Source organism: Sphingopyxis sp. LC363 (assembly GCF_000756385.1).
Classification (GTDB): Bacteria; Pseudomonadota; Alphaproteobacteria; order Sphingomonadales; family Sphingomonadaceae; genus Sphingopyxis.
This window is the reverse complement of the sequence record NZ_JNFC01000017.1, coordinates 47,272-62,805: the sequence shown is the minus strand read 5'-3', so window position 1 is coordinate 62,805 and position 15,534 is coordinate 47,272. Positions and strand designations below refer to the sequence as shown.

At 64.9% G+C, this 15,534-nt stretch carries 13 protein-coding genes and 2 tRNA genes; 13 read left to right on the top strand and 2 right to left on the bottom strand.

The window, feature by feature from the left end; translation table 11 throughout:
* Window positions 1-86 precede the first annotated feature (86 nt).
* The 3 genes from FG95_RS08215 (at window position 87) to FG95_RS08205 (ending at window position 2,045) form a co-directional block, all read left to right on the top strand.
* Window positions 87-572, top strand: coding sequence for a 2'-5' RNA ligase family protein (locus tag FG95_RS08215; RefSeq protein WP_052182204.1), 486 nt, complete (start codon window positions 87-89; stop codon window positions 570-572).
* 61 nt (window positions 573-633) lie between these two features.
* Window positions 634-710: transfer RNA gene (locus FG95_RS08210), tRNA-Met, on the top strand.
* Window positions 711-1,025: 315 nt separating this feature from the next.
* The gene (locus tag FG95_RS08205) at window positions 1,026-2,045 is read left to right on the top strand and encodes a formylglycine-generating enzyme family protein (RefSeq protein WP_052182203.1); all 1,020 of its coding nucleotides are present in this window, start codon (window positions 1,026-1,028) and stop codon (window positions 2,043-2,045) included.
* A gap of 522 nt (window positions 2,046-2,567) precedes the next feature.
* Here FG95_RS08205 and FG95_RS08200 read toward each other — a convergent pair.
* Window positions 2,568-3,131 (bottom strand): hypothetical protein, encoded by a 564-nt coding sequence (locus FG95_RS08200; RefSeq protein WP_200880173.1) that lies wholly within the window; start codon window positions 3,129-3,131, stop codon window positions 2,568-2,570.
* Between the two features lie 42 nt (window positions 3,132-3,173).
* Between FG95_RS08200 and FG95_RS08195 the strand changes: the two genes are divergently transcribed.
* The 4 genes from FG95_RS08195 (at window position 3,174) to FG95_RS08185 (ending at window position 4,422) form a co-directional block, all read left to right on the top strand.
* Window positions 3,174-3,401 carry a helix-turn-helix domain-containing protein gene (locus FG95_RS08195; protein ID WP_037555205.1) on the top strand — a complete coding sequence of 76 codons (228 nt, stop codon included), beginning with the start codon at window positions 3,174-3,176 and terminating at the stop codon, window positions 3,399-3,401.
* A 245-nt stretch (window positions 3,402-3,646) separates the two neighbouring features.
* Complete coding sequence (locus FG95_RS20165; RefSeq protein ID WP_327195727.1) at window positions 3,647-3,970, top strand: DNA methyltransferase; 324 nt, start codon at window positions 3,647-3,649, stop codon at window positions 3,968-3,970.
* A gap of 9 nt (window positions 3,971-3,979) precedes the next feature.
* On the top strand, window positions 3,980-4,147 hold the full coding sequence (locus FG95_RS20160; RefSeq protein ID WP_081933066.1) for a sigma factor-like helix-turn-helix DNA-binding protein: 168 nt from the start codon (window positions 3,980-3,982) through the stop codon (window positions 4,145-4,147).
* A gap of 65 nt (window positions 4,148-4,212) precedes the next feature.
* Window positions 4,213-4,422, top strand: coding sequence for a hypothetical protein (locus FG95_RS08185; protein WP_037555202.1), 210 nt, complete (start codon window positions 4,213-4,215; stop codon window positions 4,420-4,422).
* Window positions 4,423-4,663: 241 nt separating this feature from the next.
* Here FG95_RS08185 and FG95_RS08180 read toward each other — a convergent pair.
* Window positions 4,664-4,750, bottom strand: a tRNA-Leu gene (locus FG95_RS08180).
* Window positions 4,751-5,069: 319 nt separating this feature from the next.
* Here FG95_RS08180 and FG95_RS08175 point away from each other — a divergent pair.
* The 6 genes from FG95_RS08175 (at window position 5,070) to gspF (ending at window position 15,532) form a co-directional block, all read left to right on the top strand.
* On the top strand, window positions 5,070-6,638 hold the full coding sequence (locus tag FG95_RS08175) for a hypothetical protein (protein ID WP_037555199.1): 1,569 nt from the start codon (window positions 5,070-5,072) through the stop codon (window positions 6,636-6,638).
* Between the two features lie 82 nt (window positions 6,639-6,720).
* Window positions 6,721-9,417 carry a TonB-dependent receptor domain-containing protein gene (locus tag FG95_RS08170; RefSeq protein WP_037555198.1) on the top strand — a complete coding sequence of 899 codons (2,697 nt, stop codon included), beginning with the start codon at window positions 6,721-6,723 and terminating at the stop codon, window positions 9,415-9,417.
* 341 nt (window positions 9,418-9,758) lie between these two features.
* Window positions 9,759-10,622 carry a type II secretion system protein N gene (locus FG95_RS08165; protein ID WP_235211499.1) on the top strand — a complete coding sequence of 288 codons (864 nt, stop codon included), beginning with the start codon at window positions 9,759-9,761 and terminating at the stop codon, window positions 10,620-10,622.
* A gap of 5 nt (window positions 10,623-10,627) precedes the next feature.
* Complete coding sequence (gspD, locus tag FG95_RS08160; protein ID WP_037555196.1) at window positions 10,628-12,835, top strand: type II secretion system secretin GspD; 2,208 nt, start codon at window positions 10,628-10,630, stop codon at window positions 12,833-12,835.
* Window positions 12,832-14,325 carry a GspE/PulE family protein gene (locus tag FG95_RS08155; RefSeq protein WP_037555194.1) on the top strand — a complete coding sequence of 498 codons (1,494 nt, stop codon included), beginning with the start codon at window positions 12,832-12,834 and terminating at the stop codon, window positions 14,323-14,325. Before gspD ends, FG95_RS08155 begins: the two co-directional genes overlap by 4 nt.
* Window positions 14,318-15,532 (top strand): type II secretion system inner membrane protein GspF, encoded by a 1,215-nt coding sequence (gspF, locus tag FG95_RS08150; RefSeq protein ID WP_037555218.1) that lies wholly within the window; start codon window positions 14,318-14,320, stop codon window positions 15,530-15,532. The genes FG95_RS08155 and gspF overlap by 8 nt, the downstream gene beginning before the upstream one ends.
* Window positions 15,533-15,534: the final 2 nt, after the last annotated feature.

Here is a 15,534-nt window from a genome sequence, read left to right as displayed (position 1 = left end):
GCCCATCCCCTCTCGAAGCAGATGGCCCGGACCTCCCCCCTCCCGACCGGACCACTGGCGCCGTGCCCATCATCGCGACCGCGACGATGGGTGCGGCGGACCAGCGCTTTTTCGACGCGCTGCGCGCTGCGCACTTCCCGCCCGAACGCAATTATCTCGCGGCGCATATCACGCTCTTTCACCAGCTGCCGCCGTCGTGCCTCGACGAACTCGGCCGCCTGTTCCGCCGGATCGCCGCCGACACGCCGCCGCCCGCCGCGACGCTGCGCGAAGTCTATTCGCTGGGGCGGGGCGTCGCCTTCCGCATCGAGAGCCCCGAATTGCTCACGGTCCGCGCGCGTATCGCCGACCATTTCGCGGACATGCTGACCGCACAGGACCGGGGGGTGCCGCGGCTCCACATCACCGTGCAGAACAAGGTCGCCGCAGCCAAGGCGCGCGCGCTGCTCGCGAAGCTGGCGTCCGATTTCCGTCCGCGCGCGCTTACGATCACCGGACTCGCGGCGTATCACTACCGCGGCGGCCCGTGGGAGCCCGCCTTCGCGCGCAGTTTTCGGGCCATGCGCAGATGATATTGACCGGCGCGACGAGCCTGCCTATAGGCGCGGCTCGCCCGATGCGGCGGCCTTACGGGGCGGAGTAGCTCAGCAGGTTAGAGCAGCGGAATCATAATCCGCGTGTCGGGGGTTCGAGTCCCTCCTCCGCTACCAGAGAATCTTCCATTATCAGATTTGATGAACGACTTGGGGCGCACTTCAGCAGCCTCTGCGTTGATAAAAGCTTGATTTCAGGAATTGCCGGCTTCCGGTTCCATCGTCGGCAAAGATGCGGTTCGGGACTGCTGTTAGGTGCCGCCGTCATGAACGCTCCTTGCCCGCGCGCAGCGGCTGGTTGCTCGTCGTGACCGGCCATGTACGGGTCGAGCGGACCGCTGGCGCAGCGCCCGCGCTCGCCCATTGACCTTGGCCGCGAAGGCGTTCAGCCCCGGTTGTGGTGGCAATGCCAAGGTGCCTCAGGAGAAGATCATGACCCGCTCGCCCCTGTTTTTCTTCGCGCCCGTCGTGGGCGCCGGCATCCTCCTCGCGGCATCCGCATGCAGCGAGAGCGAGTCCGAAGACAATCGGGTCGCTGCCGCTGCGCCGCGCAAATGCCCGGGCATTGCCGACACGCCGGTCAAGCTTGCCGGCGGCACCTTCGAAATGGGCGAGGACGACGTCTATGCCGAGGAAGGCCCCGTGCGGAAGACGACGGTCGCGGGCTTCTGGATCGATCCGCATGAAGTGACGAACCGCCAGTTCGCCGCGTTCGTGAAGGCGACCGGCTATGTCACCGTCGCCGAAAAGCCCGTCGATCCGAAGCAGTTTCAGGTGCCCGTCGAGCAGATTCCGGCCGATATGCTGAAGGCCGGGTCGGCAGTGTTCACCCCGCCCGACTTTCCGTCGAACAACTATGCCGACTGGTGGAAATATGTTCCGGGGGCCAACTGGAAAAAGCCCTATGGTCCGACCGGTGCCGACCAGGTCGCCAACGAACCCGTCGTGCACTTGGCGTGGGACGATATGGTCGCTTATGCCAAATGGGCGGGCGGGCGGATTCCGACCGAGGCCGAATGGGAATATGCGGCGAGCGCCGGGCAGCGGTCGAAAAACGTCCAGCCTGAAGAAGCGAACAGCTGGCAGGGCGCCTTCCCGAACTACAATGCGACAAGCGACGGCTTCAAGGGCGTGTCGCCGGTCGGCTGCTACAAGCCCAATGCCAACGGGCTCTACGACATGGTCGGCAACGTCTGGGAAGTGACGTCGGACTTTTTCAAGCCGGGTCATAACCCGGACGAGACGGACAATCCCAGGGGCCCAAGCGAAAACAACGCCTATGACCCGCTGAACCCAGGCATGCCGTCGCGCACCGTCAAGGGTGGCAGCTATCTTTGCGCCCCCAATTATTGCCAGCGTTATCGCCCGGCCTCGCGGCAGGGCCGTGATCCCGGGCTCGGCACGAGCAACGTCGGCTTCCGCCTCGTCTACGATCAGGCGCCGGGGGGCTGATGCTGGGCCGTCGCGCTTTCATCGGCAGCGCCGCTGGCGCGGAGTGCGTCGCGACCATCGCGCGCGCCGCCTAAACCGAGACGCTTGACGCGATCATGCGCAGGCGGGGTTTACGCCTTGGCACCGCGGCGTCGTTCTGCGCGCACCCGCCCTTGTAGGGGGTGCCGGGGCTTTCTCTCCCCGCCTCTGGCCAAGCTACTGAAGATACGCCACAAACGGCGATGATGGTGCGCGACGCAGTCCGGACAGCTCCGGTCTCGCTTCGATTTCCCTGATAAATGACGATTTACAGGGAAGTCTTGCGATTCGGGCGAGTTTTGCGGAATTATGGTCGGGTGAGAGGCGCAGAATTCTGGGCTTTTTGAGCGGAATTCCCTGCCGCCGAAAACAGGGAATTGGCCCGCCCGAAACAGGGAAGCACCTTGGCATAACAGCGAATGTTTTCAGCGGAGCAGGGAAGGCGCTTCCGCTGCTTCCCGGAGGTGTGCCCGCTGGAGAATACCCAACGGCCAGCGCATCAATCTAGCGCATGGTTTTGTTACCAAAAAGCAACTGGACGAGCGCGCCTACGGTATCGACCTGCTGGAACTTCGACTTGCGAATTACACGATGACCTGATCGCTCGTTCTTCTGACCCAAGGCATTGGCCTTCGAATGCTTGGCAACAATATCACCGGTATTCGGCAATCCTGCTCCCGGAACCCCTCCGAACCAGCGGAACGGGCCCAGCTCGAGCGTGTACGGGTCGTAATCGAACCACACCACGCAACCCGATGGTTTGGCTGCCAGCCTGGTATTCACAGTCACATGCTGCTTCTTGCCGCCGGCAACCATAGATTTGAGCTGAATGTGCCGCATCGTGCCTCTGGCCTCGATCACGAGGTCATATCCGTGCGCATCAACTTCCGAACGGAGCAGTTCGACATCCCGGCAGCCTTCGATCCACAGGGACGTCGCGAGTTCGGCGACGAACCGGTGCTCGAGAACCTTCTCGAGGCCTGAAGAATCAAGATAGGAGGCGCGCTCGTCCAGCATTGCCGCCAGATTGCTTCCCAACGCCCGGAAGTCGAGCAAATTGTGACTCATCGTCCGTGGACCGATAGGCATAAATTCTGGCGTGTCGCGCGCATGGATGTGCGGCAGCTCTTTGGCACGAATGTGCGCCGGCTTCGGCTGGAGAAGGGATTGTCGCAGGAAGAATTCGGGTTCGTTGCGGGCATCGACCGGACCTACGTGTCGGGCGTCGAGCGCGGTCTGAGGAATCCGACCATCGTTCTTGCCGAGAAATTCGCCCAAGGTCTCGGTGTGGGCGTCGACGAGTTGCTCCGGCGACCGTCCAAAGGCGCGCATGACTGACGAGAGCAGTCCCTTCTACTGGTACGATCCATCCAGCGTCGGCTGGTTGCACCGCAGAAAGAGGGATGGGCTCGAGATCCTCAACGACGACTTGGTACGGATTTTGGAAACCGATGCTGAGCTCGTTCCCGATCCGTTGTTTCGTGATCTGCTCGTCGAGGGACTGAAAGGGCGTTTACGAGCGAAGCGAGGCCGCAAGAAGACGCCGCTGGGCAAATTGCGGGAACTCTACATCGTCGCGCAATATGATTATCTGCTCCCTCGCCTCCAGGCTCGACACGATCGAAACAAGCAACGAGGCATCAGGACCACACGCGGAACTCGCGATGCATCCGACGGTGAAGCCCGTGGCGATGGTTGCCGACGCGATCCGCGACTGTTCGCGCCGCGGCGGGGTCATCCTCGACGCGTTTTCGGGCTCGAACGACTATCATTGCGGCGGAGCAGACGGGTCGGCGGGCTCGCGCGATCGAACTCGATCCACGGTATGTCGACGTCGCGATCCGGCGCTGGCAGCATCTGACCGGCGGCAAGGCGACGCTCGCCGGATCGGACAGCACATTCGATGAGCTGTCCGAATCCGACGCAGGTTCGGTCTGGATACAGGCAATGACGAAACGCTGGAAGAGATTGGCCGCGACATGGGTGTGACGCGCGAGCGGATACGTCAGCTGGAGGCAAGGGCATTCAAACAACTCGCCAAGTACGGCAATCTCTCCGGACGTCGGCTGAAATCGTTGCTATGAGCATCCCGTTCGGTTGCTTTGGCCCTATGCACCCACATTTAGATCACTTCGGAGCCTGATTCCCGATGACGCTTGACGAATTCCTCATCCAGACTCAAGTCGATGTGCGGACCTTAGCTGGCGACCCCGCCGCAATCGATGCTAAGCAGGCCACCGAAGCTGCGTTCACTGACATCGTCATGCGGCACATGGCGGAAATTGGAATGACTTTCGATACCCAGCTTCTCAACGTAGAACGCAGGATCGCCAATGCCGTCCTGCGTCTGAGCGGCTAACCGCCACATTGGCGCAGCCCGCCTTGGTCGAGCGCACCAGATCTGACTGCAACTCACCCGATTCCATTGAGGCGCGAATTTTCAGGCCGGAGACTTTCGGCTAATTCCCGGCGTCGTGCGGTTCAAGATCTCCGTCTCCCGCCTCAGGCATGAAAATGACGCCTCGAAACGGGCGCAGAAGCCTGCCATTTTCTGAGGGTTTCGAAGAAAAACTGAACTATCCCAAATACTTAGGACTGATTGGTGCGGTCGAGAAGACTCGAACTTCCACGGCCTTTCGGCCACAACGACCTCAACGTTGCGCGTCTACCAGTTCCGCCACGACCGCACATCATGATGGTCCGGATCGGGTCCGGCACCAGGTAGGAGCGGGCGCCTAGCAAAGCTTTGAGGGGGATGCAAGCGAGCTTCGCCGCTTTTATTTTCGCGCGCGCCGGCAAACGCAGGCCGCGACGGCTGCCGTTGTCATCGAACGGACTCGAAAGAGTCATGCAACTGTCACGGCTCTGGCGTCAGACCGTCATCGAATCACCCTAGTGGCGGCGTCACCGGGGGCGAGTCAGCAATTCTTCTTCTCGCCCGCGGCGTGTTTTTCATCAGGGGCGCTGCTCGACCGATTGGGGGCGCACACCGGGACGGAGATTTTCATGGCGGCTTTCGCACGCATTCGTTTGGTCATGCTCAGCGGCGTGGCCTGTTCCATTCTTGCGGCGTGCGGCGCCGATGGCGTTGCGTCGCCGGGCGAAGGCGTGATCGTGATTCCCGCGCCGACCCCGACGCCCACTCCGACCCCGACCCCGACGCCCACGCCGACCGGCGTGACCCCGGCCGACGCCTGTCCGAGCATCGCCGGTGCCGACCAGCTGACCGACCTCGGCACAATCGCCGGTAACGAAGGCACCTGGCGCAACTGCGGCTTCCCCGCGCGCTTCAATTCGACGACGGCGATCCCGAAGGTGGACGGCGTCATCTATTCGCTGCCCGGCCGCGTTGACGTCGGCACCGATCAGGGCGCCGCTAGCACCAACACTGCCGTCACGCTGACGATCGATCCGGGCGTTACCATCTTCGGTTCGACGGGCGTTTCGTACCTTGTCGTCAACCGCGGCAACCGGATCGACGCCGTCGGCACCCCGACGCAGCCGATCGTCTTTACCGGCCGTGGCAACGTCGTCGGTTCGGCGGGCGACAACACCTCGCAGCTCTGGGGCGGGGTCGTACTGCTCGGCCGCGCGCCGGTCACCGACTGCCTCGCACCGGGCGCCGCCGAAGGTACCGTCGATTGCGAACGCGATACCGAGGGTACGTCGAACGCACTATACGGCGGCGCGCAGCCGGCAGACAATTCGGGCCGCATGTCCTATGTCCAAATCCGCTATTCGGGCTTCATCCTCAGCGCCGACAAGGAACTGCAGGGCCTGACCCCGTCGGGCGTCGGTTCGGGCACCCAGTTCGATCACATCCAGATCCACAACAGCTCGGACGACGGCATGGAAGTTTTCGGCGGCCGCCCGAACTTCAAGCATATGATCGTCACCGGGGCCGAAGATGACGCCTTCGACACCGACGTCGGTTACAAGGGCAATATCCAATATGCGATTGCGATCGGCCGGGCCGGCGGGACGGTTGGCGACTCGATGATGGAAATCGACTCGGACGGCAACGAACAGGCGGTGCCGCGTCAGAATGTGACGATCTCGAACTTCACCTTCATCCACCGTAACGCGAACAACAGCAATGCGGCCGCCATCCGCATCCGCGGCGGTGCCGACTACACCTTCGCGAACGGCCTGCTGACGACCGATACGTCGTGCTTCCGCATCGACAGCACGTCGACGACGCAGACGACGGGTGCCGACGAACAGGGGCCGCCGCGCTTCTTCTCGGTCTCGGCGAAGTGCAGCGCCGCCCGCCCGTTCCGCGGCGGCGGCAGCCCGGCCGTGACGGACGCCGAAGTCCAGGCGATCTTCACCGCCGGGACGAACAACCGCTTCGACTACACGCCCAGCCTGACCAGCCTGTTCGTCAATGGCGCCACCGAAACGGGTTTCGCGGCGTTCGACGCCAAGACGATCGCGTCCTTCTTTGACACCACGGCCTATGTCGGCGCGGTCCGCGACGCGAACGACACCTGGTACCAGGGCTGGACCTGCAACTCGGCGACGGCGGACTTCGGTACGTCGAGCGGCAGCTGCAGCGCCATCCCGACGACCTGATCGCTCGCGATCCAAACGGGGAGCGGGCACGCCTGACGGGCTGGCCCGCTCCCTTCCTGCATATACCTTGGGGATTTTCACCATGACCAAGCGGCCGATCTTCGCCAGCCTGCTTCTCCTTAGTTCCGCGCTCGTTGCGCCGGCCGCGCTCGCGCAGGACGCCAGCGCCGAACCCGCTGCCGATGCGCCGCCCGCTGCCGATGAAGCGGTTGCCGACGACACGGCGGCGCCCGAAGAAGAAGCGGATGTTTCGATTCCCGGCGGCGCCGACGAGGAAATCGTCGTCACCGGCCGCTATACCCCCAATATCGTCCGTGCGACGCCCGAAGTCGTGTCGTCGCTTTCGTCGGCCGACATCGCGCGCACCGGCGAAGGCGATATTTCGGGCTCGCTGCAGCGCGTGACCGGCCTGTCGGTCGTCGGCGGCGGTTTCGTCTATGTCCGCGGCCTCGGCGACCGCTATTCGCTCGCGCTGCTCAACGGATCGCCGCTGCCCAGCCCCGAACCGTTGAAGCGCGTCGTTCCGCTCGACATCTTCCCGACCAACGTCATCGACTCGACGCTCGTGCAAAAGAGCTTCTCGGTGAACTTCCCCGGCGAATTCGGCGGCGGCGTGATCAACCTCACGACCAAGGCCACCCCGCGCGAGACCTTCCTCACCTTCTCGGGCGGCATCGGCTGGGACAGCGAGACGACCAACGAACTCGGCTATACCTATTATGGCAGCGACACCGACTGGACGGGATTCGACGACGGCACGCGCGACGTTCCGCCGCTGCTGAGCGCTGCGCTGAAGAGCGGCAAGCCGATCCTCGCAGGCGCCGATTTCTCGCAGGACCAGCTCGAAGCGATCCAGATGGAGCTGGTGAACGCCGAAACCACGCTGCTGCAACAGAACAACCATATCCCGGTGAATTGGTCGGCGGGCATCACCGGCGGCACGACGATCCAGCTTCCCGATGGCGAACTCGGGATCATCGCGACCGCCGGGATCAGCAACAAATGGCGCACGCGCGACACGCTCCAGCAGACCTCGGTCAACGACGACCTCTCGGGCGACCCGCAGACGAGCTATAACCGCGTCATCACCGACAATCGTGTCGTGGTGAACGGGCTGCTCGGCTTCGGGCTCGAACTTGGCGATCACAAGATCCGCTGGACCAACCTCTATATCCGCGACACGTTGAAGCAGGCGCGCCTCGCGCTCGGTACCGACGCCAACCAGTCGGACCGCGACATCATGAAGCAGGACACGGCCTGGTACGAGCGCCAGCTGATCAATACGCAGCTGGTCGGCGAATTCAAATTCGACCGGCTGAAGCTCGACCTGCGCGGCGCCTACGCCAATTCGCAGCGCGAGGCGCCCTATGAGCGCGGCTTCACCTATGTCCGCACCAACCAGCCGGGCGACCCGGTGGGCGACAAGTTCGTTAACGACCTCGGCGGCAACCGCGGCGACGCGACGATCGCCTTTTCGGACCTCAACGAGGATCTGTGGTCGGGCGGCGTCGATCTGTCGTACGAACTGGCGCCGCGGATCACCGCCACGGTCGGTTATGCCTATACCGACACGCACCGCATTTCGGAACGCCGCACCTTCCAGTTCCGCGCGTCGAACCTGCCGATCGAGGTGCAGCAGCTGCGCCCCGACTATCTGCTCTCCGACGCGACGATTCAGCTGTACGACATCTCGCTGCTCGAAACTTCGGCGCAGGACGGCACGGCGGCCTTCGATGCGAAGCTGACCACCCATGCAGGCTATGCGCAGGTGCAGGCCGAGCTGACGGCGGGCGTCAATGTCAACGCCGGCGTGCGCTATGAAGAGGCGAAGCAGACCGTTGTCCCGATCGACCTGTTCGGCACCGGATCGTCGGCGATCGTCGAAACAAACCTCGACAATGATTACTGGCTCCCGGGCGTCACGCTGACCTGGGAAGTCGCGCCCGATATGCAGCTGCGCCTCAACGGATCGAAAACGATTGCCCGCCCGCAGTTCCGCGAACTGGTGGCACAGGTCTATCAGGATCCCGAATCGAACCGTCTGTTCCGTGGTAACCCTTCGCTGACCGACAGCGAGCTGTGGAATGCCGAAGCCCGTTATGAATGGTATTTTGACAAGGATCAGCGCCTGACGGTCGCCGGCTTCTACAAGTCGATCGACAATCCGATCGAAACCTATACCTCGATTTCGGACTCGTCGGTGAACAGCAGCTACGCCAACGCGCCGAAGGCGACCCTTTATGGCGCCGAGCTTGAAGTGCAGAAATATCTTCCGCTCGACACGCTATCGGATTCGCCCTTCTGGCAAAGCCGCCGCCTCGTGCTGATCGGCAACTACACCTACACCAAATCGGAGATCAAGGTCGGCGATGGCGACACGACCGTCATCAACGGCGTGGTGCAGAATGCGGAGAACTTCTTCTTCGACGGGGCGCCGCTGACCGGCCAGTCGGACCATCTGGTCAATTTCCAGATCGGGCTCGAAGATCAGGACCGGCTCTCGCAGCAGACCCTGCTCCTGACCTACGCCAGCCCGCGCGTGACCAGCCGCGGCCCGTCGGGCCAGCCCGACCTCAAGGAAAAGCCCGGCATCCAGCTCGACTTCGTCGCGCGGCAGGGAATCAATCTCCTGAACAAGGAAATCGAACTGAAGTTCGAGGCGCGCAACCTCACGGGGCGCAAATATCAGGAAGTCCAGACCTCGGGCGACAACAAGATCTTTTTCAACCGCTACAAGCTGGGCCGCACCTTCTCGCTCAGCGCTTCGATCAAGTTTTGACCCAACTGACGCCCTCCCCTTCAGGGGAGGGCAGCGAGACTTGCCAGCTTGCTGGCTTAGTCGCAGCGGGTGGGGGCCATCGGCCTTGCGCAAGGCCGATGGCCCCCACCCCAACCCAGTGTCAGGTAAACCGTCCCCCGGACGGTTTAGGTCATGCCGGGGGCATGACCGACCTGACACTCCTAAAGGGGAGAGGCTTATGCGAAGCGCCCCACCGCACCGGACTCGCCCGGCTGACAAAAAACTGTAATCTTGCCGTCAACTGATTGTCACCAATCGCCCCTAGGCGATTCGCGAGATGCTCTTTCGGTTGGGGGACAGATAACCACATGGCAACGCTGATGTCCGGATCGGCCGTTCGGCTGCCGCGCGCGCTGCCCTCGTGGCTCCGCGTTCGCAAGCGGACCCCGCGCGAAATCTGGCCGCACCTGCTCGTCGGCCTGCTCGGCGCGCTCCTGATCTGGCAAGGCGTCCGCCTGCTCTGGACATTGCTCACGCCGCTCTCGCCGCTCGGCGCGTGGCAGCCGCAGACCGCCGTCATCGCATCGCCCGCCGAACGGCGTTCGCTCTTCACTAGCCTCGATCCCTTTTTCCGCGGCAATGTTCAGGGTCCCGCCACCGCGACCGTGACCTCGGCCGGGCTCACGCTGTTCGGGATCAACCTCAACGAAGCGACGGGCGGCGGGTCGGCGATCATCGCGGGCGAGGACGGGGTGCAGACGAGCTATGCCGTCGGCGACGAGATCGCGCCGGGGCTGAAGCTTGCCGGCGTCGCGTTCGACCATGTGCTGCTCGATCGCGGCGGCGCGCGCGAAAGCCTGTTTCTCGACCAGAGCGGTGAGGCGCCCGTCGCCAGTCCGGGAACGGCGCTCCCCGCGCCGACGCCCGAAATCGGCGCGGCGCCGTCGGCCACCAGCGGCGAAATGACCCCCGCAGCGATCAAGGCGGGCGTCGCCTTTGCGCCGCGCGCCGAAGAGGGTAGCATCACCGGCATCGTCGTCCAGCCGCAGGGCGACGGCGCCACCTTCCGCGCCGCGGGTCTGCGCCCCGGCGACGTCATCCGCTCGGTCGGCGGCCGCCCGATCACCTCGGCGAGCGACGTCGCGGCGCTTGCCAATCAACTTGCCCCGGGCGCGCGTATCGCGCTTGAGGTCGAACGCGGCGCCAGCGTCGTTCCCGTCGCCATCTTCCTTTCGAAGCAATAGGTTCTATGCGTCTTAAACTCTCGCTCATGCTTGCCGCCGCGCTCGTTTCCGCCACACCGGCGCCTGCGGTCGCCCAATATACGCTGAACGTGCGCGACGCTGATATTCGCGCCTTCATCCAGGATGCGGCGCGGATCACCGGACGCACCTTCGTGATCGACGGGCGCGTCAACGGCAAGGTGTCGGTGGTCACCGACCGGCCGCTGTCGCGCAGCGAATATTTCGAGATTTTCCTCGCAACCCTCCGTTCGAACGGCCTCGTCGCGGTGCCGGGGCCGAACGGCAGCTATCGCATCCAGCCGATCGACGGCGCGGCATCGCAGCCCGGCCGCATCGGCAGCGCGCGCGCGGCGCAGAACCAGTTCGTCACCGAAATCATCCGCCTCAGGCATATCGACGCCGTCGCGGCGGTCGAAACGCTGCGCCCGCTCGTCAGCCCGCAGGGCTCGCTCACCGCGAACCGCAACGCCAACAGCCTCGTCGTGGCCGACTTCGCCGACAATATCCGCCGCATCCGGTCGCTCGCCGCCAGCATCGACCGCGACAGTTCGACCAGCCAGATCGTCACGCTCAAGAACGCCGGGGCACGCGAAATCGCTGCCGCGCTCGCCGCGCTGGTGCCCGCGGCGGGGGAGGGCGCGCGCGCGCCGGTCGCGATCGTGCCGATCGACAGCAGCAATGCGATCGCGCTCAGGGGCGATCAGGCGCTCGTCGCGCGCTTCGTCGCGATGGCGAATGATCTCGATGCCAAGGCTGCGGGCGGCACCGAACTGCGCGTCTATTGGCTCGAACATGCCAATGCCGAGACATTGCTCCCGACGCTCCAGCAGCTGATCGGCGGCGGCAGCGACCCCGCGCAAAAGGCGGGCCTGCCGCCTGCGTCCGCCTCGACCTCGACTTCTTCCTCGAATGGCGGCAGCGCACCCGCGCCCGCCGCCGCACCCGCCGCGACCTCGACCGGCGCGGGCGGCAGCGGCAGCATCTCGACTCGCGGTCCCGCGATCGTCACGCGCTACGAGGGCGCGAACGCGATCATCGTCGCGGCGAACAGCGAAGTGCAGCGGATGCTCGGCGAGCTGATCCGCCAGCTCGACAGCCGGCGGCAACAGGTGCTCGTCGAGGCGATCGTGGTCGAGATCGGCGACGACGCGGCCAAGAAGCTGGGCGTCCAGTTCCTGCTCGGCGGCAAGAATATCCCGTTCGTTGCGACGAGCTACAGCAATGCGTCGCCCAATATCCTGACGCTCGGCGGCGCCTATGCCTCGACGCAGATCAGCGAGGAAACGACGACCACCGACGGTACGACCGTGGTGACCACGACGTCGAGCGCGCTCGGCGACGCGTTTCAGGAGGCCGCGGCGGCGCAGCTGCTTCAGGCCACGGGCGGCTTCGCTGGCTTTGCGGGCGACATCGGCAAGAACACGATCTTCGGCGCGATCATCAACGCGGTGAAATCGGACACGACGTCGAACCTGCTCGCGACCCCGCATATCGTCACGCTCGACAATCAGGCGGCGAAATTCCTCGTCGGGCAGGAAGTGCCGATCACGACGGGCGAGGCGCTCAGCGACAATTTCGACGAAGCCTTCCGCACCGTCCAGCGCGAAGAGGTCGGCATCAAGCTCGACGTGACGCCGCAGGTCAACGGCGCGGGCGAGGTCAAGCTGTTCCTCCGCCAGGAAGTGTCGAGCGTCGCGGGGCCGGTGTCGTCGCGCAACAGCGACCTCATCATCAACAAGCGCGCGTTCGAAACCGTGCTGACCGTCGACGACGGCGAAATCCTCGCGATCGGGGGGCTGCTCAACGACGACGAGCGCAAGACGATCGAGCGGATTCCGCTCCTCAGCGATATTCCGCTGATCGGCGAACTGTTCAAGTCGCGCAGCCGGACGCGGTCAAAGACCAACCTGATGGTCTTCATCCGCCCGACCATCCTCAAGAGCCGCGAAGACAATGCCGCGCTCACCGCGCGCCGCTACGGCTATATCCGCGACTTCCAGCTCCAGCGGAATCCCGATGTCGAACCCGCGATCGACACGCTGGTGCGTGACTATATGGGCACGACGCCGCCGTCGCCGCCGACGCCGGCCGACGTGACGGTCGGCCCGGTCAACCTCCCCGAACTGCGCCGCCCCGACGGCAGCGTGATCACGACCGATGTTCCGCCCTCGACGTCCGAGGCGCCCGCCCCGCCTGCCGGAGACTATCCGTGACCGACATCGAACCGGCGGCGCCTTCCCCGGCGCCGGTTGATATTCCCTACGGTTTCGCGCGCACGCATGGCGTCGTCATCGCGCCGGGCGAAAACGGCGTGTGGCTCGCGACGCTGCGTGAGGGCAGCGATCCCGCGGTGCTGATCGAGGTCAAACGCTATCTCGCGCAGCCGCTCCGCGTCGCGACCGCCGATGCCGCCGATTTCGACCGGCTGCTCTCCGACCATTATGCCGTCGACAGCTCGGCCGCCGCGATGGCGGGCTCGCTCGACGGCAGCGACCTCGACCTCGGCATCCCCAGCGCGGAGGATCTGCTCGACAGCGCCGACGACGCCCCGGCGATCCGCCTGATCAACGCGATCATCGCCGAAGCGGTGCGGCAGGGGGTCAGCGACATCCACATCGAGCCCTATGAAAGCGGGCTTGTCGTGCGGATGCGCGCCGACGGCGTGCTGCGCGAGCATCTCCGCATGCCGCCGCATGTCGCCCCCGTCGTCGTCAGCCGCATCAAGGTGATGGCGCGCCTCGACATTGCCGAACGCCGCGTGCCGCAGGACGGCCGCATCGGGCTGACGCTCGCGGGGAAAGCGGTCGACGTCCGCGTCTCGACCTTGCCGAGCCGCGCGGGCGAGCGGGTCGTGATGCGTATTCTCGACAAGGACACGGCGGGGATCGACTTCGACGTGCTCGGTCTGTCGGGCGCCGCCGATCAGATATTGCGCGAGGCGCTCGCCGAACCCAATGGCATCATCCTCGTCACCGGCCCGACGGGCTCGGGCAAGACGACGACGCTCTACGCCGCCTTGAAGCAACTCAACGACGGCCAGCGCAATATCCTGACCGTCGAAGATCCGGTCGAATATGCCGTCGACGGGGTCGGACAAACGCAGGTAAACAGCAAGGTCGGGCTCGACTTCGCCGCGGGTCTGCGCGCGATCCTGCGCCAGGATCCCGATGTCGTGATGGTCGGCGAAATCCGCGACCGCGAAACCGCCGACATCGCGGTGCAAGCCTCGCTCACAGGCCACCTCGTCCTCTCGACGGTCCACACCAATGATGCGGTCGGCGCAATAACGCGACTTAAAGATTTGAAAGTAGAGCCTTTTCTTCTGGCTTCGACTCTCCGGGCCGTTCTTGCGCAGCGACTTGTGCGCAAACTTTGTGAAAATTGCCGCGAACCCGTCCAGGCCGACAACAGCGTCGCCGCGATGCTCGGCCTCGACATCGGAACCGTCATCTGGCGCCCCAAAGGCTGCGAGGCGTGCGGCGGCACCGGCTTCAAGGGGCGCATCGGCGTGTTCGAGGCGATCAAGGTCGACGAGACGGTGCGCCGCTATATCTACGCCGGCGGCGACGAGGCGATGATCGCCAAGCACGCCTTCCTCAAATCGCCGACGCTCGCCTCGGCGGCGCGGTCGATGGTCGCGAAGGGGCTGACGACCGCAGAAGAGGCGATCCGCATCGCGCGGCGCGAGGATGTCGATGCCTGATTATCGCTATGTGGCGATCGATCCCCAAGGCCGCGAGCGCAAGGGACGGCTGACCGCCGCGAACGACGAGGCCGCGCGCGCCGATCTGGTGCGGCGGAAATTCCACATCGTTGCGGTCGAAGCCGCCGGAGCGAAACCCGCCGGTCGCTCGCTGCTCGCGTTCCGCAAGACCAAACTGTCAGCCAAGGAACTGGCGCTTTTTACCCGCCAGCTCGCGACGCTCGCCGAGGTCGCGCCGCTCGAAGAGGCGCTGCGCACATTGACGCGTCAGAGCGAGGCCGAAAGCGCGCGCGCGATTATCGGCGACGTCCACGCCGGCCTGCTCGAAGGCCGCCGCCTCGCCGACGCGATGGGTCGCCAGCCCGGCAGCTTTCCGCCGCTCTATCGCGCAATGGTCGCAGCGGGCGAAACGACCGGCAGCCTCACCACGATCCTCGCGCGCCTCGCCGACCTGCTCGAACGCCAGGCCGAAGTGCGCGGCAAGCTGATCGCCGCGCTCGCCTATCCGATCGTGCTCGCGATCGTCGCGATCGGGGTCGTCGCGGCGCTGATGATCTTCGTCGTCCCGCGCGTCGTCGAACAGTTCACCGACACCGGCCAGCAGCTGCCTTTCCTGACCCGCGCGGTGATCGCGATCTCCAGCTTCGCCGCCAATTGGTGGTGGCTGATCGCGCTGCTCATCGTCGCTGCCGCGTTCGGCTGGGCCGCCGCGCTGCGCCGTCCGGCGTTCAAGGCCGCGGTCGATGCCCGCCTTCTCCGCCTGCCGCTCTTGGGGCGCCTCCTCCGCGACCTCTACGCGGCGCGCTTCGCGCGGACGCTGTCGACGATGGTGTCGAGCCGCCTGCCGCTTGTCGAAGGGCTGAAACTGACCGTGCCGACGATCCGCAACGCCGCGCTCGCCGGCGCGACCGCCAACATCGTCGATCAGGTGCGCGCCGGCGGCGGCCTCTCGGCCGCGCTCCGCGACGCCGGGGTGTTCCCACCGCTGCTCGTCTATATGACCGCGAGCGGCGAAAGCGCCGGGCGGCTCGAGGTGATGCTCGAACGCGCGGCCGATTATCTCGAGCGCGAATTCGACCGTTTTACGGCCGCGTCGATGGCGCTTCTCGAACCTGTCATAATTGTCGTTATGGGGTCGTGCGTGGCCCTGATCATCCTCGCCATTCTGCTGCCGATCCTTCAGTTGCAGAATCTAGCCGGACTATGAAA